Source organism: Campylobacter sp. CH246 (assembly GCF_004378835.1).
Classification (GTDB): domain Bacteria; phylum Campylobacterota; class Campylobacteria; order Campylobacterales; family Campylobacteraceae; genus Campylobacter_D; species Campylobacter_D jejuni.
Genome location: NZ_RYYA01000001.1, coordinates 42,122 through 59,373 on the forward strand (window position 1 = coordinate 42,122; position 17,252 = coordinate 59,373).

Below are 17,252 nucleotides of genomic sequence, written 5' to 3' on the forward strand. Positions count from 1 at the left end.
AAGTATTAATTTTAACAAAGGAGGAAAAGATGAAACAAATTTTTGAAATTTCAAATTCAGTCCAACAAAAAAGTAAAGACAATACTTTTAATCTGCTACTGCAACTCTCACTCTAAAACTCAATTTTATTTTTAATCATTTTTTACATTTTTAATTTTTTATCATTGTTGTTAAGTTTTTGAATTTTTAATTCATTCAGTCTGTTTGGTTTTAAAGGATTAAATCATGAAAGATAATAAAATCATAATCTTTGATACCACTTTGCGTGATGGAGAACAAGCTTTAGGCAGTTCTTTGAGTATCAATCAAAAATTACAAATCGCTTTAGCGCTTGAAAATTTAGGCGTAGATGTTATAGAAGCAGGTTTTCCGGTATCTTCACAAGGGGATTTTAAAGCGGTGCAAAAGATCGCTTCTAAGGTTAAAAACTCAACCATTTGTGCACTTTCTAGGGCATTGGATAAAGATATAGATATGGCTTATGAAGCTTTAAAAGTGGCAAAGCATTTTAGAATTCATACTTTTATAGCCACTTCGACTTTGCATATGCAAGATAAATTAAAAAAAGATTTTGATGAAATTTTGTCTATGGCAAAAAGAGCGATTATAAGAGCAAGATCTTATACTGATGATGTAGAATTCTCATGCGAAGATGCAGGAAGAACTCCGATAGATAATCTTTGTTTTATGGTGGAAAATGCGATAAAAGCAGGCGCTAAAACTATAAATATCCCAGATACCGTAGGCTATACCTTACCAAGTGAATTTGCTAATATCATCAAAATTTTATTTAACAAAGTGCCAAATATAGACAAAGCTATCATTTCTGTGCATTGTCACAATGACTTAGGTATGGCAACGGGCAATAGTTTAAGTGCTATTTTACAAGGTGCAAGACAGATAGAGTGCACTATAAATGGACTTGGCGAAAGGGCGGGTAATTGTGCTTTAGAGGAAGTGGTTATGGCGATAAAAACTAGGAAAGATTATTTAAAAGGTTTTTATACTGATATTAAATGTGAAAATATCTTTAAAACTTCAAAATTAGTTTCAGCTATCACTAATGAAAGTATACCTTCGCATAAAGCTATAGTGGGTAGCAATGCGTTTTCTCATAGTTCAGGCATTCATCAAGATGGAGTGCTTAAAAATAGGCAAACTTACGAGATCATAAGCCCTAGTGCCATAGGAATTCATGAAAATCGTATGTTAATGACGGCAAGAAGTGGAAGGGCTATGATAAAAACTTGCCTTGAAAATTTAGGCTATGATGAAAATACTTATAATTTAGATGATGTTTATGAGCGTTTTTTACGCCTTGCGGATAAAAAGGGTCAAGTGTATGATTATGATTTGGAAGCTTTGATGTTTTTAAGCTATGAAAATGAAGAAGAAAATAAATTTATACTTGAAAAATTAAGCGTGATTAGTGGCAATATCCCAACTGCTTGTGTTTGTATGCGTATTAAAGAAGAGTTAAAAACTGAAGCTTGCACAGGAAATGGTCCTGTTGAAGCAGTTTTTAACTGCATTGCTAGGATAACGAATTTAAAGCCTGCGCTAAAAGCTTATAGTATCAATGCAAAAAGTTCAGGGGTAGATGCTCAAGGACAAGTGGATGTGGATTTGGAATTTAAAGGGAGAAAATTCCATGGAAAAGGAATTTCAACAGATGTTATAGAAGCTTCAGCACAAGCTTTTGTGAGTGCTTACAATGCGATTTATCGCTCTTTAAAAGTAGAAGAAAGGAAAATGGCATGAAAACTTATAAAGTAGCTGTCTTAGCAGGAGATGGTATAGGGCCTTTGGTAATGAAAGAGGCTTTAAAAATTTTAACTTTTATCGCGCAAAAATACAATTTTAGTTTTGAATTTAATGAAGCTAAAATAGGCGGTGCAAGTATAGATGCTTATGGAGTGGCTTTAAGTGATGAAACTTTAAAGCTTTGTGAGCAAAGTGATGCGATTTTATTTGGCTCTGTTGGAGGGCCTAAGTGGGATAATTTGCCCATAGATCAAAGACCTGAAAGAGCCTCGCTTTTGCCTTTAAGAAAGCATTTTAATTTGTTTGCAAATTTGCGTCCTTGTAAAATTTATGAAAGTTTAACTCATGCTTCACCTTTAAAAAATGAGATTATCCAAAAAGGAGTGGATATTTTATGTGTTAGAGAGCTTACAGGTGGGATTTATTTTGGTAAGCAAGATTTAGGTAAAGAAAGTGCGTATGATACTGAAATTTACACTAAAAAAGAGATAGAAAGGATAGCTCATATCGCTTTTGAAAGTGCAAGAATAAGAAAGAAAAAAGTGCATTTAATCGACAAGGCGAATGTTTTAGCAAGTTCTATTTTGTGGCGAGAAGTGGTGGCAAATGTTGCAAAAGATTATCAAGATATAAACTTAGAGTACATGTATGTGGATAATGCTGCGATGCAGATTGTAAAAAATCCTACCATTTTTGATGTTATGCTTTGTTCAAATCTTTTTGGTGATATTTTGAGTGATGAGTTAGCTGCCATTAATGGATCTTTGGGTTTGTTAAGTTCAGCAAGTTTAAACGATAAAGGTTTTGGACTTTATGAGCCAGCAGGTGGAAGTGCGCCTGATATAGCTCATTTAAATATAGCCAATCCCATAGCTCAAATTTTAAGTGCGGCTTTGATGTTAAAGTATAGTTTCAAAGAAGAACAAGCCGCACAGGATATAGAAAATGCTATATCTTTGGCATTGGCGCAAGGAAAAATGACCAAGGATTTAAATACTAAGTCGTATTTAAATACCGATGAAATGGGGGATTGTATTTTAGAAATTTTAAAGGAGAATAATAATGGCTAAAACTTTATATGAGAAAGTCTTTGATGCTCATGTGGTTTATGAAGGCAAAAACGAACTTCCTATACTTTATATCGATAGACATTTAATCCATGAAGTAACAAGCCCTCAAGCATTTTCAGGGCTTAAAATGGCTAAGCGTAGAATGGCAAGAGCGGATTTAACTTTGGCTACCATAGATCATGATGTTTCAACTAAAAGTGTGGATTTAAATGCTTGTTCTGATATGGCAAAAGAGCAAATTACAACTTTGATGCAAAATACTAAGGAATTTGGAGTAAGGCTTTTAGGACTTGGAGATAAAAATCAAGGCATAGTTCATATAGTAGGTCCTGAGCTTGGCTTTACTTTACCTGGGGTTACTTTAGTTTGTGGGGATTCTCATACGGCAACACATGGGGCTTTTGGAGCTTTAGCCTTTGGTATAGGCACGAGTGAAGTAGAGCATGTCATGGCAACGCAAACTTTAAAACAAGCCAAACTTAAAACCATGAAAATCGAATGTAAAGGGCAGTTTCAAAAAGGCGTTTATGCTAAGGATTTGATTTTGTATTTGATTGCACAATATGGCACAGCAAAAGGCACAGGCTATGCTATAGAATTTTGCGGAGAACTTATAAGAAATTTAAGCATGGAAGCTAGAATGACTCTTTGTAATATGGCTATAGAATTTGGAGCGAAAGTAGGTATGATAGCTCCTGATGAGATCACTTTTGAGTATATTAAGGGAAAGGAATTTGCACCTAAAGGAGAAGAATTTCAAAAGTATTGTGAGTATTGGAAGAGTTTAAGAAGTGATGAAGGAGCAAAATATGATGAGAGTATTACTCTAGATGTAAGCAAGATAAAACCACAAATTAGCTATGGAACAAATCCTTCGCAAGTGATTGGCATAGATGAAAAAATTCCAAAAATAAGTGATTTTAAAAATCAAAGTGAGCAAAAATCTTTGCTTGATGCTTTATCTTATGTAAATTTAGAGCAAGATCAAGTTATAGAAGGGGTAAAAATCGACATTGTATTTATAGGATCTTGCACAAATGGGCGTTTAGAAGATCTTAAAATAGCCGCTGATATCTTAAAAGGGCGCAAAATTCATAAAAATGTTAAAGCTTTAATCGTGCCTGGTTCAATGCAAGTAAGAAAAGAAGCTGAAAATTTAGGACTTGATAAGATTTTTATCGAGGCAGGGTGTGAGTGGAGATATGCAGGGTGTTCTATGTGTCTTGGTATGAATGATGACAAAGCAAATTCAGGTCAAAGAGTTGCTTCAACTTCAAATCGTAACTTTGTAGGCAGACAAGGTAAAGGTTCTATCACTCATTTGATGAGTCCTGCAAGTGCAGCAGCTTGTGCCATAGAAGGTGTTATTTGTGATAATAGAAAGTATTTAGGAGTTTAATATGCAAAAATTTATTATACACAAAGGTATAGCTTGTCCTTTAGAATATGCCAATATAGACACAGATCAAATTATACCTAAGCAATTTTTACTTGCAGTGTCTAAGCAAGGTTTTGGCAAGCATTTGTTCCATGATTTGCGTTATTTAGATGATAAAGAAAGTGTTTTAAATATGGATTTTAATCTCAATAAAAAAGAATATCAAAATAGCTCTATTTTGGTGAGTTTTGAAAATTTTGGTAGTGGCTCTTCAAGAGAGCATGCGCCTTGGGCTTTGGTTGATTATGGTATTAGAGCTATTATTGCACCTTCTTTTGCGGATATTTTTAAAAACAATGCCTTAGGAAACGGTTTGCTCACTATAGAACTTGCTAAAGATGAGGTTTTGGAAATAGTTGATGAGTTAAAAAAATCCCAAGATAAAAATATAGAAATTTCTTTGTTGGAAAAAAGAGTATTTTTTAAAGATAAGATTTTTTCTTTTGATTTAGATGATTTTCACAGAATTTGTCTTTTGGAAGGACTTGATAATATAGCTTTAACTTTAAAACATGAAGCACAAATCAAAGCCTATGAAAAAAACTCAAAAAGCTTTTTGGTTTAGAATTTTTTCATAAGCTAAAAAAGGATCTTGGTAATTAGGTATGTCAAAGTTTCCACAAAAATTAAAATCAAGCTTTTTAAAAAGCGAATTCATAGGAAAATTTTTACTATGAGTATCTGCTCTTAAACTTGCCTTGTGATTTTCCAAGGCAAAATTTTCGCAAAAATTTAAAAGTTTTTGTGCCACGCCTTTGCTTTTTGCATTTTGTTTGACAGCTAAACGGTGTAGATAAAAGGCTTTATCATCATAATTTTTGTTAAAAATAACTTGTTTGTAAAATTCAGGTTCAAATTTTTCATTGATACAGATAAAGCCTAAAATTTCATCATTTTCTTTAAACACATAAAGTTCTTGTGCTTGTATATCTTCTTGAAAAACTATTTCATTGGGATAATTCTCATCCCATTGGTGAAAATTCATAGTTTTCATAGCATTTAAAGCATCTTTTGTGATTTCAAGTATAGAATTTAAATCTTTATTGACGGCTTTTTGTATGATAGTGTTTTGCATGATAATCCTTTGTATAAGGAAGGGTGATGGTGGCTCCGATTGGACTTGAACCAACGGCCACTACCATGTCAAGGTAGTGCTCTACCAGCTGAGCTACGGAACCATATGGTGGAGCATAGCGGGTTCGAACCGCTGACCCCAACGCTGCCAGCGTTGTGCTCTCCCAGCTGAGCTAATGCCCCTTTATAAGTCTGAGATTTTATCGCAATATTACTTGTTTTTGGCTGAAAACTAAAATCAAATTTTTAATTTATGATGTAATATATGTATAAAAAGATTTATTTTTTATGAAAAATTAGAGAATTAATGAGAGTAATTTTACTATTTGATTAATTCTAAAATATCTCTTTTTTTGTTAAGTTCAAGTTGTCTAGAATAATAAAAATATTTGGTCAAAACCAAAATTCCTATATGGAATTCTTTTTTCTTATCTAAAAATTTCTTAATATATTGATGAGCATTATTAATAATTTCCAATGCATCTTTTGGGCGACTTTTAAAATATTCAATTACTGCTGACAAATTCTCATTATCAATCAAAGCAAAGTGATAATTTGGTTTTAAAGTTCCTTCCATAAACCAAGTTTCGCAAGTTATTTTTGGAGCTAAAACTAAAGAATTAGAATTCATAGCCCATTTTAAGTTGCTTGCTACATCGTTACCCTCTAAAGAAATTATAAATTTATATTTCATTTGTTCTTTTTTGTTTAAAAAGTTTTTTTTCCATTGGCTAGGTTGTTTTGAAGTATCTCCTATATCGCAAAAAGTTCTACCAAAATAAGAATCAAAAAATTCTTTTCGATGATTTTGATATACTGCTCCTCTAAATATTGCTATATCCTTTTTATTTTCATAGTTTATGTTATCTTTTAAAAAGCAAAAGTGCCTATTTTTATCAAGTTTTAATAAAATATTATTTATATTATTTTCCAAAGATCTCGATTTGCAAATAGTTGCTTCTTTAAAAGTATGTCTTACATCGCCAAATTCTTTATTCCATAAAAATTCATCTTTGAAGTATTTACTGACTTCATAAGCATCAAAAGCATAAGAGGTGCTTTTAAAAGGAAATTTTCCTATTTTTTCCTTTGCTGTAGGTGTAAAAAATTCATTTATTTGATTATAATATTTAACTCGAGTTTGTATTTCTTCTAAGTCTTTAATATTGTATTTTAAAATATCATTAAAAATTTTATCTAAATTTATTTGAAAAAAATATCTTGGTATAAAAGATATTCCTATTCCTTTTAAATTCATCAAAAGTCTTGATTGTAGCATTATAAAAAACCTAATAAATAAAATTTTTAATATTTTATCAAAAATTTAAGAATTTATAAACAATAAAATAACTTTTGACAAAACAATAGTATTTTAAATATTAAAAATAAGAATGGCAGACAGGAAGGGATTCGAACCCTCGAAAGCTTGCACTTTACACGCGTTCCAGGCGTGCTCCTTCAACCGCTCGGACACCTGTCTATGAAATAAAAACGTTCATTATATCTATAAAAGCTTTAAAAATAAAGAAATTTTTTAAATATTGAAAATAAAATTATTTTTTTAAAAAATCAGAAAATTTTTAGTAAAAAGTAGTATAATTATATTTTTATTTTTAGTCAGGGTAGCTCAGCTGGTTAGAGCGCTGGTCTCATAAGCCGGAGGTCGGGAGTTCAAGTCTCCCCCTTGACACCATTAAGTGTAATAATTATTTTTTTTCTTTTGTTACTACAAAAACAATTCCACCAAAACCTATAATTACAACAGCTGTTATAAAAATGATTTCAAAAATATCTAGCATTGTCATTGTTCTTTTGCCCTTTCTTTAAGCTGTCCACAAGCAGCTGAGATATCAAGCCCTTTACTTTCTCTTATAGTACAAGTTACACCTTTATTGCTGAGTAAATCTTGAAATTTAATCGCGTTTTCTAAACTAGGGCGTTTATATAAACCTCCTTCATGTGGATTAAAGAGTATTAAATTCACTTTGGCTTTAATACCATTTAAAAGCTTGACTAATTCTTTAGCGTGTTCAAGCTTATCATTGATACCATCAATTAAAAGATATTCAAACATCACTCTTTTTCTTTGATCTATAGGAAATTCACGCACCGCATCCATAATCGCAGCGATATTATAAGCTTTATTGATAGGCATAAGTTCGGTTCGAAGCTCATCATTAACCGCATGTAATGATATAGCAAGTAAAACACCTAAATTCATTTGACCTAATTCTTTGATTTGTTTTGCCAAACCGCTAGTACTGATGGTTTGACGGCGAGGACTTATGGCAAGCCCATCATTTTGTGCTAAAATTTTTACCGCTTTAGAAACATTTTTAAGATTATCTAAAGGCTCGCCCATACCCATATATACTATATTTACACGGCGTTCATAAGGGATATTATTTTGTTTTTTGATCCATAAAATTTGTCCGACTATCTCCCCTGCACTTAAATTTCTTTTCAAACCACCCTTGGCAGTAAGACAAAAACTACATCCACTTTTACAACCCACTTGAGAAGAAACACAGATAGTGTATCTTGCATGAGAAATTCTTTTGCCTTCTGCGTCTATTTTTTCTTCTTTCATAGGCAAAAGCACACTTTCTACCCTTAAACCATCAACGAGTTCAAAAAGATATTTTATACTTCCATCTTTACTTTGCTCATTTTTAACACATTTTACAGGAGAGAAATGAAAATTTTGCGCAAGTTCTAAACGTAGATCTTTTGGTAAACTTGACATATCGGAAAAATTATTGGCGTATTTTTGATAAATCCATTGATAAATTTGTTTCACGCGAAACATCGGTTTGATTTTTTCTCCTAATTCTTCAGGTAAAAAATCTAAAATATTAACAAGCTCTTTCAAAATTATTTTCCTTTTTTGAATTTTTAAATATAATGATATTTTTTTAAGTATTCTTCTAATTTTTCTTTTGCCTTTTGATGATTTTTTATAAAATCTTCGTGAGCGTTTTCATTGCAAAAATTTGTTGCACACAAAATACACTCTGCATCAATATTTAAATTTTTAGCTACGCTCAAAACAGAAAAGGCTTCCATATTTTCTGCAAAAAAACCTAATTTTGAAAATTCTTTTGCTGCTTTTGAATTTTGACAAATATAATTTGAAGAATTGATCTTGATTGTTTCACGAGAAACATTTTCTTTTTCTAAGCAAATTTGATATTTTGCAGGAGTATAAAAAGCATGTGAAATTTTAGAAAATTCTACATTAAAAGCGTGTGAACTTTTGTAAATTTCTAAAATTTTACCCTTATCGTAAAGCCCACAAGTTCCTATAAATATAAGTTTTGATGGTTTTTCTTTGAAGCAAAGTTGACTCAAATGAAAAGCTGATTCAACCAAACCTATACCTATAGCTTTTGCAAAAGAAAAATTTTCATTTCCACCCGCACAAACAATCATTTTGATCCTTATGAAATTTTACAAAAAATAATTCTACCTAAAAAGACTTAATTAAGAATTTTTAGATAAAATTATTTCTTATGGTTAAAGCAAAAAAACAATACGGACAAAATTTTTTAATCGATAAAAGCGTATTAGCAAAAATCATCCAAGCCATACCCAAAGAGATGAACAATATCATTGAGATTGGGCCTGGCTTAGGTGATTTAACGCAAGAACTTTTAAAAATTTCTCAAGTAAAAGCTTATGAAATCGATAATGATCTCATACCTATTTTAAAAAAGAAATTTCAAAAAGAACTTGAATGTGGAAAATTTAACTTGATCCATCAAGACGCAAGCGAAGCTTTTAATCCTAGTCTTGATGAAAAACCATATTTTTTGGTTGCAAATTTGCCTTATTATGTTGCAAGTCACATTATATTAAAAGCTTTAGAAGATAAAAATTGTCTAGGGCTTATTGTAATGGTGCAAAGAGAAATGGCTGAAAAATTCTGCGCTAAAGAAGGAAATAGTGAGTTTTCTTCCTTAGGTGTTTTAAGTGCAATGATTTGCGAAAGAAAAATGCTTTTTGATGTTGATCCACAATGTTTTAATCCACCGCCAAAAGTTATGTCAGCGGTGATGAGTTTGATTAAAACTAAGGATTTTGATGAACTTTGCGAAATAGAAAATTTCAAAAATTTTCTAAAAGACTGTTTTAAAGCTCCTAGAAAACAACTCTTAGGAAATTTAAAAACATATAAAGCAAAAGTTTTAGAAGTTTTAAGCACTCTTGGCTTAAAAGAAAACATCAGACCACATGAAATTTGCGTTGATTCATACCTTAAAATTTATGACAAATTAAAGGATGAATATGGACGAAAACAAAGAGATAAATAAAAACGAACAAAATCCGAACTCAAATTCAAAAAACAATAAACGCTATAAATATAAAAATCGCAGAAAAAAATTAGCCGATTCTTTGCAAAATGAAAATGATACTCCAAAAATCGATCAAAATTCCAACAAGGAAATTTCTGAAAACTCAGAAAATAAAACTGAGAAAAAAAAGAAAAAAAATCGCAATCTTCCTTCAAAACTCACAGGTAATGAAGATTGGCAAATCGCTCTTGCAGAATGTATAGAAGCTAACCGTGTTTCACATGAAAACCGCTTACACCCTTTAAAATATAACAATTCTAGCGAACATAAAATCCGCATCACTCCTTTAGGGGGCTTAGGAGAAATTGGTGGAAATATCAGTGTTTTTGAAACCAATAAAGACGCAATTATAGTAGATATAGGTATGAGTTTTCCTGATGGAACTATGCATGGGGTAGATATTATCATCCCTGATTTTGACTATGTAAGAAAAATTAAAGATAAAATTCGTGGTATAGTGATCACTCATGCACACGAAGATCATATCGGTGCGGTGCCTTATTTCTTTAAAGAATTTCAATTTCCTATCTACGCTACACCTTTGGCTTTAGGAATGATTTCAAACAAATTTGAAGAACATGGCTTAAAAGCAGAACGCAAATGGTTTCGTCCTGTAGAAAAACGCAAAGTTTATGAAATAGGTGAATTTGATATAGAGTGGATCCACATCACGCATTCTATCATTGATGCTTCAGCACTTGCGATCAAAACAAAAGCAGGAACGATTATCCACACAGGTGATTTTAAAATCGATCAAACTCCAATCGATGGCTATCCAACAGACTTAGGACGTTTAGCGTATTATGGAGAAGAAGGGGTTTTATGTCTTTTAAGTGATAGTACAAATTCTTATAAAGAAGGTTATACAAAAAGTGAAAGCTCTGTAGGGCCAACTTTTGATCAAATTTTTGCGCGTACTAAGGGTAGGGTGATTATGAGTACTTTTAGTTCTAATATCCACCGTGTTTATCAGGCTATCACTTATGGTTTAAAATACGGCAGAAAAGTTTGTGTTATTGGTCGTTCTATGGAAAGAAATCTTTATACTACTATGGAATTAGGCTATATTAAACTTGATAGAAAAATTTTCATCGATGCTGATGAAGTAAGCAAATATAAAGACAATGAAGTGCTTATCGTAACTACAGGAAGTCAAGGCGAAACTATGAGTGCGCTTTATAGAATGGCAACTGATGAGCATAAATTTATAAAGATTAAGCCTACAGATCAAGTAATCATTTCAGCTAAAGCCATACCAGGAAATGAAGCAAGCGTTTCTGCGGTGCTTGACTATCTTTTAAAAGCAGGAGCTAAAGTAGCGTATCAAGAATTTAGTGAAATTCATGTAAGCGGACACGCTAGTATAGAAGAGCAAAAACTTATGCTAACCCTTACTAAACCTAAATTTTTCTTACCAGTTCATGGAGAATACAATCACATCACTAAACACAAAGAAACAGCGATGAAATGTGGTATTCCTGAAAGAAATATCTATCTTATGAGCGATGGCGATCAAGTAGAACTTTGCCAAAAATATGTCAAACGCGTAAAAACCGTAAAAACAGGTAAAGTTTTTGTAGATAATCAAATCAACAAACAAATCGCCGATGATGTAGTTATAGATCGCCAAAAACTTGCAGATAGTGGTATAGTGGTTATTATCGCACAAATTGACAAAACTACAAAAACACTGATCAACAAACCAAGAGTATTTAGCTATGGGCTAGTAGCTGACAAACACGATCATGCTTTTAGCAAAGATATGGCTGAAGTTTTAGGACAATTTTTCATCAATGTTAAAGATGAAGTACTCAATGATCCAAGATTTTTAGAAAATCAAATCCGCCAAGTTTTAAGAAAACACATCTTTAGAAAGATTAAAAAATACCCAACCATAGTTCCAACTATTTTTGTAATGTAAAAAAGGGCAAAAACGCCCTTTTTAAGGAAGATCAAATGAGAATTAATAAATTTATATCCCATAACACCCGTTATTCACGCCGTGAAGCTGATGAACTTATCAAACAAGGCTTAGTAAAAATAAACAACAAAATCGCCCTTTTAAGCGATGAAGTTAAATTTGATGATAAAGTCTTTGTTAAAGGTAAAAGAGTGCAAAAAAGAACGCAATTTAGCGTGATAATCTACCATAAACAAAAAGGCGAAATTGTCAGTAAAAAAGACGATCGTGGAAGAAAAACTATATATGATACCTTGCCAAGACAATTTAGTACTTGGCTTAGTGTAGGCAGACTAGATTATGCAAGTGAAGGCTTGCTTTTGCTTACAGATTCTCCTGTGATTGCCGATGCTTTAATGCATAGCGATTTAGAAAGAGAATACTACCTTAAAGTTAAAGGTACGGTGAGCAAACAAGTCATCGAAGCGATGCAAAATGGACTTGAGATTAAAAACGAAAAAAAAGGCGCACATGCAAAAACTAAAATTACCTCTATGAGTTTTGCTCCTTTTATAGACTTTGAAATTTTTGGATCAAGTGGAGGTTATACTAAGCTTAGAGTAGTTATAAATGAAGGTAAAAATAGAGAACTTAGACGATTTTTTGGACATTTTGATCTTGAAGTCATGGATCTTAAGCGTGTTGCTTTTGGAGCATTAGATCTTGGTATGTTAAAGGCAGGAAAACATCGCTATTTGGAAAATGGAGAATATGAAAAATTAAGAGATTTTTTGAAATTTAATGAAATAAGATATTGACCATTATATATAAAAATTTAAAAAATAATGATAATTTTTAAATTCTAAAAATTCTATTTTTATCCTTTTTAAAAGGAAAATAATAGAAAAATTTCATCAAATTCCTTGACTTTGAAAACAAGATTTTATATACTCTCATTTCAATTTTTATAAATTGGTTAGTTTTTAACTAACGAGTTCTTTTTAAAGGAAATATTATGGAAAGAATTAGGCTTAAGCTAAAAGCTTATGACCATCGAGTACTAGACAGAACAGTTGCAGCAATCGTAGAAGCTGTTAAAAGAACAGGTGCGGATATCAGAGGTCCGATACCAATGCCTACTAAAATCAAACGCTATACAGTTTTAAAATCTCCACACATTAACAAAGATTCTCGTGAGCAGTTTGAAATAAGAATTCACGCGCGTATGCTAGATATAGTAGCAGCGACTCCAGATACAGTTGATTCTTTAACTAAGCTTGATTTAGCGCCAGAAGTAAGCGTTGAAGTAAGAGCTATGGGTAAGTAAGGATAAGATATGGAATATATTGTAGAAAAAATCGGAATGAGTAGAACAATTACTAATCCAAGTATCGCTGTAACTTTGCTAAGAGTTGTAAATGCAAAAGTATGTGAAGTTGAAGGCGGAAAGGCTTTAGTAGCATATCCAAAAGGTAAAGCAAGTAATAAATGTGTCGCAGGACAGCAAAAAAAATACAATCTTTCTGCAGAATACAATAGATTTGCGACTTTAGAAGTAGCAAATACTGAAGCAGGAGATTTAGATGAAACTCCATTAAATGAAGCAAAAATTTTAAAAGTAAGCTTTAACACTAAAGGTAGAGGTTATAGCGGTGTTATGAAGAGACATAACTTCGCAGGGGGTCCAGCAAGTCACGGTTCTAGATTTCACAGACGCCATGGATCTATTGGTAATAGAGAATGGCCAGGTCGTGTTCAACCAGGTATGAAAATGGCAGGACACTATGGAAATACTAAAGTGACCGTTAAAAACGAAGTTATATCTTATGATGCTGAAAACAAAATTTTAGTAGTTAAAGGTGCAGTACCAGGTTATAATGGTGCTATGGGTAAAATAAGGATTGCAAAATGAGTAAAGTAGTTGTTTTAAATGATAAATTAGAAAAAGCAGGTGAACTTGATTTACCTTCAAAATATGCGGAAGTAAATCCACACAATCTTTACTTATATGTAAAATCTTACCTTGCAAGTTTAAGAGCAAATACAGCTCATACTAAAGGTAGAAGTGATGTAAGTGGTGGTGGTAAAAAACCTTGGAGACAAAAAGGTCGTGGCGGTGCTAGAGCGGGTTCAACAAGAACTAACGTTTGGGTAGGCGGTGCGGTTGCTTTTGGTCCAACAAATGAAAGAAACTACTTTCAAAAAGTAAATAAAAAACAAAAAAGATTGGCGCTTGAAAGAGCTTTAGCAGATAAAGCAGCTAAAGGTGCGTTATTTACTGCTGATTCTTTGGCTATTGAAAGTGGTAAAACAAAAGATGCAAACGCTGTGATTAAAAAACTTGGCGTCAAAGATGCTTTAATCGTTAAAGATTTACTAGATGAAAAAACACTTTTAGCTTACAGAAATTTAGCAAATTGCTATGTAGTTGATGTAACTGAAGTAAATGCTTATTTAGTATCTGTATTTAATGCTGTTATTATGGAAAAATCAGCGTTAGAATCTATTACAAAAGAGGGATAATTATGGCAGATATTACTGATATAAAGACTATACTTTACACAGAAAAAAGTTTGAATTTGCAAGAGCAAGGTGTCGTAGTTATTCAAACTTCACCAAAGATGACTAAAACAGGCTTAAAAGCGGTTTTAAAAGAGTATTTTGGTGTAACTCCAAAAAGCATCAATTCTTTAAGAATGGATGGAAAAGTTAAGCGTTTTAGAGGTCGTTTAGGTCAAAGAAACGATTACAAAAAATTCTATGTTAAGCTACCTGAAGGTGTTAGCTTAGAAAATACGGAGGCTTAAGATGGCAATTAAAACTTATAAACCATATACTCCAAGTAGAAGATATATCACAGGTTTAAGTTCTGAAGATATTACAGCTAAACCAAGTGTACGCTCACTACTTGTTAAACTTCCAGCACACGCGGGTCGTAACAGCTATGGAAGAATTACAAGTCGTCATAAAGAAGCGGGTGCTAAAAAACTTTACAGAATTATTGATTTTAAACGCCGTAAATTTGGTATAGAAGGTAAAGTAGAAGCGATCGAGTATGATCCATACAGAAATTGTAGAATTGCTTTGATTGCTTATAAAGACGGGGAAAAAAGATATATTCTTCAACCACGCGGATTAAGCGTTGGTGATATCGTTACAGCTGCTGAAAGCGGACTTGATATTAAACCAGGCAATGCAATGAAACTTAAAAATATTCCTGTGGGTACTATTGTTCATAATGTTGAGTTAAAACCAGGTAAAGGCGGTCAAATGATCCGTTCCGCAGGTGCTTATGCCCAACTTATGGGTAAAGAAGAAAAATATGTTATTTTAAGACTTGCAAGTGGTGAAATGAGACAAGTTTTAGCTGAATGTATGGCAAGTATCGGCGAAGTTGGAAATGAAGAATGGGCTAATGTGACTATCGGTAAAGCAGGTAGAAATCGCCATAGAGGTATCCGCCCGCAAACTCGTGGTTCTGCAATGAACCCAGTAGATCACCCGCACGGTGGGGGTGAAGGTAAGAAAAATTCAGGCCGTCATCCAGTAACTCCATGGGGCAAACCAACCAAAGGTGCGAAAACTCGTCGTAAAAAAGCTAGCGATAAGCTAATAATTTCAAGAAGAAAAGGAAAGTAAGATGGCTAGATCACTAAAAAAAGGTCCTTTTGTTGATGATCATGTAATGAAAAAAGTCATCGCTGCTAAAAAGGCTAATGATAATAAACCAATTAAAACTTGGTCAAGAAGAAGCACAATTACTCCTGATATGATAGGACTTACATTTAATGTTCATAATGGTAAAAGCTTCATTCCAGTTTATATTACTGAAAATCACATCGGCTATAAACTTGGTGAATTTGCTCCAACACGCACATTTAAAGGGCATAAAGGCTCTGTGCAAAAGAAAATTGGTAAGTAAGGGATAAGATATGAGTAAAGCATTAATTAAATTCATAAGATTATCTCCAACTAAAGCAAGATTGATTGCTAGAGAAGTTCAGGGGATGAATGCAGAATTAGCTATGGCTAGTTTAAAATTTATGCCAAATAAAGGTGCAAAATACATCGCAAATGCAATTTCAAGTGCAGTAGCAAATGGTGGCTTTGAAGCAAACGAAGTGGTTGTAAAAAGTTGTCGTGTGGATGCAGCTGCGGTATTAAAAAGATTTAGACCAAGAGCTAGAGGAAGTGCAAGTCGTATTAGAAAACCAACTTCACATATTTTAGTAGAAGTGGCAAAAGCGGAAGTGAAAGCTGAAGAGAAAAAAACAGTAGCTAAAAAAGCTCCAGCTAAAAAAACAACAAGCACTAAAAAAGCAACAGCAAAAAAGGAAAGCTAATGGGACAAAAAGTTAATCCAATTGGTCTAAGACTAGGAATCAATAGAAACTGGGAATCAAGATGGTTTCCAACTAAAGCAAATTTAGTAGAAAATATCGGTGAAGATTATAAAATCAGAGCTTTCTTAAAAAGAAAACTTTATTATGCAGGAATCAGTCAAATTTTAGTAGAAAGAACTGCTAAAAAACTTCGCGTTACTGTAGTTGCTGCAAGACCAGGTATCATCATCGGTAAAAAAGGTAGTGATGTTGATAATTTAAGAAAAGAATTGCAAGATTTAATCGGTAAAGATGTAAATATCAATATCAAAGAAGAAAGAAAAGCAGGAGCTTCAGCTCAACTTGCTGCTGAAAGTGTTGCAACTCAACTTGAAAAAAGAATTGCTTTTAGAAGAGCAATGAAAAAAGTAATCCAAGGTGCGCAAAAAGCAGGTGCTAAAGGAATTAAAGTTTCAGTTTCTGGTCGTTTAGGCGGTGCTGAAATGGCAAGAACAGAATGGTATCTTGAAGGACGCGTTCCACTTCATACTTTAAGAGCAAAAATCGATTATGGTTTTGCAGAAGCTAGAACTACTTATGGAAACATAGGAGTTAAAGTATGGATCTTTAAAGGTGAAGTATTGCATAAAGGTATGCAACCTGAAAAAACTGAAGAAAGTGCTCCAGCTAAAAAGCCAAGACGCACAAGAAGGGGTAAATAATCATGTTAATGCCAAAAAGAACTAAATATCGCAAAATGATGAAAGGGCGTAACAGAGGTTATGCTAATCGTGGAACAGAATTTACTTTTGGTGAATTTGCATTAAAAGCAACTGAAGCAGGACGCATTAACTCACGCCAAATCGAAGCAGCACGTATCGCTTTAACTCGTTTTGTTAAAAGACAAGGAAAAACTTGGATTAGAGTTTTCCCAGATAAGCCTTTGACAAAAAAACCTTTAGAAACTCGTATGGGTAAAGGTAAAGGTGCTGTTGAGGAATGGGTAATGAATATCAAGCCAGGCCGTATCATTTATGAAATGGCAGGAGTAAGCGAAGAAATGGCAAGAGAAGCATTGACTTTAGCTATGCATAAACTTCCATTTAAAACTAAGTTTGTTACAAGAGAGAGCCAAAATGAAATATACTGAGATTAAAGATAAAACAGCAGCTGAGCTTGCAACAATGCTAAAAGAAAAAAAGGTGCTTTTATTCACTTTAAAACAAAAGCTAAAAACAATGCAACTTACTAATCCAAAAGAGATTAGCCAAGTAAAAAAAGACATTGCTAGAATAAATACAGCAATTAACGCTTTAAGATAAGGATAGA

At 32.8% G+C, this 17,252-nt stretch carries 22 protein-coding genes and 4 tRNA genes; 18 read left to right on the top strand and 8 right to left on the bottom strand.

What is annotated here, in order from left to right; all coding sequences use genetic code 11:
* The first annotated feature begins 225 nt into the window (after window positions 1-225).
* The 4 genes from leuA to leuD are packed head-to-tail and all read left to right on the top strand — an operon-like array spanning window position 226 to window position 4,837.
* Entirely contained in the window at window positions 226-1,761 is a 1,536-nt protein-coding gene (leuA, locus tag ELQ06_RS00165; RefSeq protein ID WP_002922281.1) for a 2-isopropylmalate synthase, read from the top strand.
* Window positions 1,758-2,834, top strand: coding sequence for a 3-isopropylmalate dehydrogenase (gene leuB, locus ELQ06_RS00170; protein ID WP_134237450.1), 1,077 nt, complete (start codon window positions 1,758-1,760; stop codon window positions 2,832-2,834). Before leuA ends, leuB begins: the two co-directional genes overlap by 4 nt.
* Window positions 2,821-4,233, top strand: coding sequence for a 3-isopropylmalate dehydratase large subunit (leuC, locus tag ELQ06_RS00175; protein WP_074484131.1), 1,413 nt, complete (start codon window positions 2,821-2,823; stop codon window positions 4,231-4,233). Before leuB ends, leuC begins: the two co-directional genes overlap by 14 nt.
* A 1-nt stretch (window position 4,234) precedes the next feature.
* Window positions 4,235-4,837: a 3-isopropylmalate dehydratase small subunit gene (gene leuD, locus ELQ06_RS00180; RefSeq protein ID WP_002853150.1), complete on the top strand. Its 603-nt coding sequence runs from the start codon at window positions 4,235-4,237 to the stop codon at window positions 4,835-4,837.
* On the opposite strand, the gene ELQ06_RS00185 is transcribed toward leuD, so the two are convergent.
* From ELQ06_RS00185 to ELQ06_RS00205, 5 genes are all read right to left on the bottom strand, one after another.
* On the bottom strand, window positions 4,817-5,347 hold the full coding sequence (locus ELQ06_RS00185; protein WP_134237451.1) for a GNAT family N-acetyltransferase: 531 nt from the start codon (window positions 5,345-5,347) through the stop codon (window positions 4,817-4,819). The two genes, leuD and ELQ06_RS00185, sit on opposite strands and share 21 nt — an antisense overlap.
* Window positions 5,348-5,374: 27 nt before the next feature.
* Window positions 5,375-5,450, bottom strand: a tRNA-Val gene (locus ELQ06_RS00190).
* Window positions 5,451-5,453: 3 nt separating this feature from the next.
* Window positions 5,454-5,529, bottom strand: a tRNA-Ala gene (locus ELQ06_RS00195).
* A 139-nt stretch (window positions 5,530-5,668) separates the two neighbouring features.
* Entirely contained in the window at window positions 5,669-6,625 is a 957-nt protein-coding gene (locus tag ELQ06_RS00200; protein ID WP_002888796.1) for a glycosyl transferase family 90, read from the bottom strand.
* Window positions 6,626-6,738: 113 nt separating this feature from the next.
* A tRNA-Ser gene (locus tag ELQ06_RS00205) sits at window positions 6,739-6,826 on the bottom strand.
* Window positions 6,827-6,962: 136 nt separating this feature from the next.
* On the opposite strand from ELQ06_RS00205, the gene ELQ06_RS00210 reads away from it, so the two are divergent.
* A tRNA-Met gene (locus ELQ06_RS00210) sits at window positions 6,963-7,039 on the top strand.
* A 13-nt stretch (window positions 7,040-7,052) separates the two neighbouring features.
* Here the strand turns inward: ELQ06_RS00210 and ELQ06_RS00215 are convergent.
* The 3 genes from ELQ06_RS00215 to ELQ06_RS00225 are packed head-to-tail and all read right to left on the bottom strand — an operon-like array spanning window position 7,053 to window position 8,778.
* On the bottom strand, window positions 7,053-7,151 hold the full coding sequence (locus tag ELQ06_RS00215; protein WP_002867513.1) for a hypothetical protein: 99 nt from the start codon (window positions 7,149-7,151) through the stop codon (window positions 7,053-7,055).
* Entirely contained in the window at window positions 7,148-8,218 is a 1,071-nt protein-coding gene (gene rlmN / locus ELQ06_RS00220) for a 23S rRNA (adenine(2503)-C(2))-methyltransferase RlmN (RefSeq protein ID WP_002922056.1), read from the bottom strand. Before rlmN ends, ELQ06_RS00215 begins: the two co-directional genes overlap by 4 nt.
* 23 nt (window positions 8,219-8,241) lie before the next feature.
* Window positions 8,242-8,778 carry a purine-nucleoside phosphorylase gene (locus tag ELQ06_RS00225; RefSeq protein WP_134237452.1) on the bottom strand — a complete coding sequence of 179 codons (537 nt, stop codon included), beginning with the start codon at window positions 8,776-8,778 and terminating at the stop codon, window positions 8,242-8,244.
* An 80-nt stretch (window positions 8,779-8,858) separates the two neighbouring features.
* On the opposite strand from ELQ06_RS00225, the gene rsmA reads away from it, so the two are divergent.
* From rsmA to rpmC, 13 genes are all read left to right on the top strand, one after another.
* A complete protein-coding gene (gene rsmA, locus ELQ06_RS00230; protein WP_002855605.1) occupies window positions 8,859-9,659 on the top strand; it encodes a 16S rRNA (adenine(1518)-N(6)/adenine(1519)-N(6))-dimethyltransferase RsmA in 801 nt (266 codons plus the stop codon).
* Window positions 9,628-11,622, top strand: a complete 1,995-nt coding sequence (locus ELQ06_RS00235; RefSeq protein WP_074468827.1) for a ribonuclease J — start codon at window positions 9,628-9,630, stop codon at window positions 11,620-11,622. Before rsmA ends, ELQ06_RS00235 begins: the two co-directional genes overlap by 32 nt.
* A gap of 35 nt (window positions 11,623-11,657) precedes the next feature.
* Window positions 11,658-12,419: a pseudouridine synthase gene (locus ELQ06_RS00240; RefSeq protein WP_002853086.1), complete on the top strand. Its 762-nt coding sequence runs from the start codon at window positions 11,658-11,660 to the stop codon at window positions 12,417-12,419.
* Between the two features lie 197 nt (window positions 12,420-12,616).
* Entirely contained in the window at window positions 12,617-12,928 is a 312-nt protein-coding gene (gene rpsJ, locus ELQ06_RS00245) for a 30S ribosomal protein S10 (protein ID WP_002779353.1), read from the top strand.
* Window positions 12,929-12,937: 9 nt separating this feature from the next.
* The gene (rplC, locus tag ELQ06_RS00250) at window positions 12,938-13,513 is read left to right on the top strand and encodes a 50S ribosomal protein L3 (protein ID WP_002870458.1); all 576 of its coding nucleotides are present in this window, start codon (window positions 12,938-12,940) and stop codon (window positions 13,511-13,513) included.
* Window positions 13,510-14,124, top strand: coding sequence for a 50S ribosomal protein L4 (gene rplD, locus ELQ06_RS00255; RefSeq protein ID WP_002937486.1), 615 nt, complete (start codon window positions 13,510-13,512; stop codon window positions 14,122-14,124). Before rplC ends, rplD begins: the two co-directional genes overlap by 4 nt.
* 2 nt (window positions 14,125-14,126) lie before the next feature.
* A complete protein-coding gene (locus tag ELQ06_RS00260) occupies window positions 14,127-14,408 on the top strand; it encodes a 50S ribosomal protein L23 (RefSeq protein ID WP_002856384.1) in 282 nt (93 codons plus the stop codon).
* Window position 14,409: 1 nt separating this feature from the next.
* Window positions 14,410-15,240, top strand: a complete 831-nt coding sequence (gene rplB / locus ELQ06_RS00265; RefSeq protein ID WP_052817469.1) for a 50S ribosomal protein L2 — start codon at window positions 14,410-14,412, stop codon at window positions 15,238-15,240.
* 1 nt (window position 15,241) lies between these two features.
* The gene (rpsS, locus tag ELQ06_RS00270; protein WP_002851509.1) at window positions 15,242-15,523 is read left to right on the top strand and encodes a 30S ribosomal protein S19; all 282 of its coding nucleotides are present in this window, start codon (window positions 15,242-15,244) and stop codon (window positions 15,521-15,523) included.
* Between the two features lie 10 nt (window positions 15,524-15,533).
* A complete protein-coding gene (rplV, locus tag ELQ06_RS00275; protein ID WP_002892034.1) occupies window positions 15,534-15,944 on the top strand; it encodes a 50S ribosomal protein L22 in 411 nt (136 codons plus the stop codon).
* Window positions 15,944-16,645, top strand: coding sequence for a 30S ribosomal protein S3 (gene rpsC, locus ELQ06_RS00280; RefSeq protein ID WP_002851138.1), 702 nt, complete (start codon window positions 15,944-15,946; stop codon window positions 16,643-16,645). Before rplV ends, rpsC begins: the two co-directional genes overlap by 1 nt.
* Window positions 16,646-16,647: 2 nt before the next feature.
* The gene (rplP, locus tag ELQ06_RS00285; protein ID WP_002779441.1) at window positions 16,648-17,073 is read left to right on the top strand and encodes a 50S ribosomal protein L16; all 426 of its coding nucleotides are present in this window, start codon (window positions 16,648-16,650) and stop codon (window positions 17,071-17,073) included.
* Window positions 17,060-17,245: a 50S ribosomal protein L29 gene (rpmC, locus tag ELQ06_RS00290; RefSeq protein ID WP_002851566.1), complete on the top strand. Its 186-nt coding sequence runs from the start codon at window positions 17,060-17,062 to the stop codon at window positions 17,243-17,245. Before rplP ends, rpmC begins: the two co-directional genes overlap by 14 nt.
* Window positions 17,246-17,252: the final 7 nt, after the last annotated feature.

Coding starts and splice junctions, on each gene's coding strand:
- leuA (WP_002922281.1), top strand. CDS start 226: ATGAAAGATAATAAAATCATAATCTTTGATACCACTTTGCGTGATGGA.
- leuB (WP_134237450.1), top strand. CDS start 1,758: ATGAAAACTTATAAAGTAGCTGTCTTAGCAGGAGATGGTATAGGGCCT.
- leuD (WP_002853150.1), top strand. CDS start 4,235: ATGCAAAAATTTATTATACACAAAGGTATAGCTTGTCCTTTAGAATAT.
- ELQ06_RS00185 (WP_134237451.1), bottom strand. CDS start 5,347: ATGCAAAACACTATCATACAAAAAGCCGTCAATAAAGATTTAAATTCT.
- ELQ06_RS00200 (WP_002888796.1), bottom strand. CDS start 6,625: ATGCTACAATCAAGACTTTTGATGAATTTAAAAGGAATAGGAATATCT.
- ELQ06_RS00215 (WP_002867513.1), bottom strand. CDS start 7,151: ATGACAATGCTAGATATTTTTGAAATCATTTTTATAACAGCTGTTGTA.
- ELQ06_RS00225 (WP_134237452.1), bottom strand. CDS start 8,778: ATGATTGTTTGTGCGGGTGGAAATGAAAATTTTTCTTTTGCAAAAGCT.
- rsmA (WP_002855605.1), top strand. CDS start 8,859: ATGGTTAAAGCAAAAAAACAATACGGACAAAATTTTTTAATCGATAAA.
- ELQ06_RS00235 (WP_074468827.1), top strand. CDS start 9,628: ATGAATATGGACGAAAACAAAGAGATAAATAAAAACGAACAAAATCCG.
- ELQ06_RS00240 (WP_002853086.1), top strand. CDS start 11,658: ATGAGAATTAATAAATTTATATCCCATAACACCCGTTATTCACGCCGT.
- rpsJ (WP_002779353.1), top strand. CDS start 12,617: ATGGAAAGAATTAGGCTTAAGCTAAAAGCTTATGACCATCGAGTACTA.
- rplC (WP_002870458.1), top strand. CDS start 12,938: ATGGAATATATTGTAGAAAAAATCGGAATGAGTAGAACAATTACTAAT.
- rplD (WP_002937486.1), top strand. CDS start 13,510: ATGAGTAAAGTAGTTGTTTTAAATGATAAATTAGAAAAAGCAGGTGAA.
- ELQ06_RS00260 (WP_002856384.1), top strand. CDS start 14,127: ATGGCAGATATTACTGATATAAAGACTATACTTTACACAGAAAAAAGT.
- rplB (WP_052817469.1), top strand. CDS start 14,410: ATGGCAATTAAAACTTATAAACCATATACTCCAAGTAGAAGATATATC.
- rpsS (WP_002851509.1), top strand. CDS start 15,242: ATGGCTAGATCACTAAAAAAAGGTCCTTTTGTTGATGATCATGTAATG.
- rplV (WP_002892034.1), top strand. CDS start 15,534: ATGAGTAAAGCATTAATTAAATTCATAAGATTATCTCCAACTAAAGCA.
- rpsC (WP_002851138.1), top strand. CDS start 15,944: ATGGGACAAAAAGTTAATCCAATTGGTCTAAGACTAGGAATCAATAGA.
- rplP (WP_002779441.1), top strand. CDS start 16,648: ATGTTAATGCCAAAAAGAACTAAATATCGCAAAATGATGAAAGGGCGT.
- rpmC (WP_002851566.1), top strand. CDS start 17,060: ATGAAATATACTGAGATTAAAGATAAAACAGCAGCTGAGCTTGCAACA.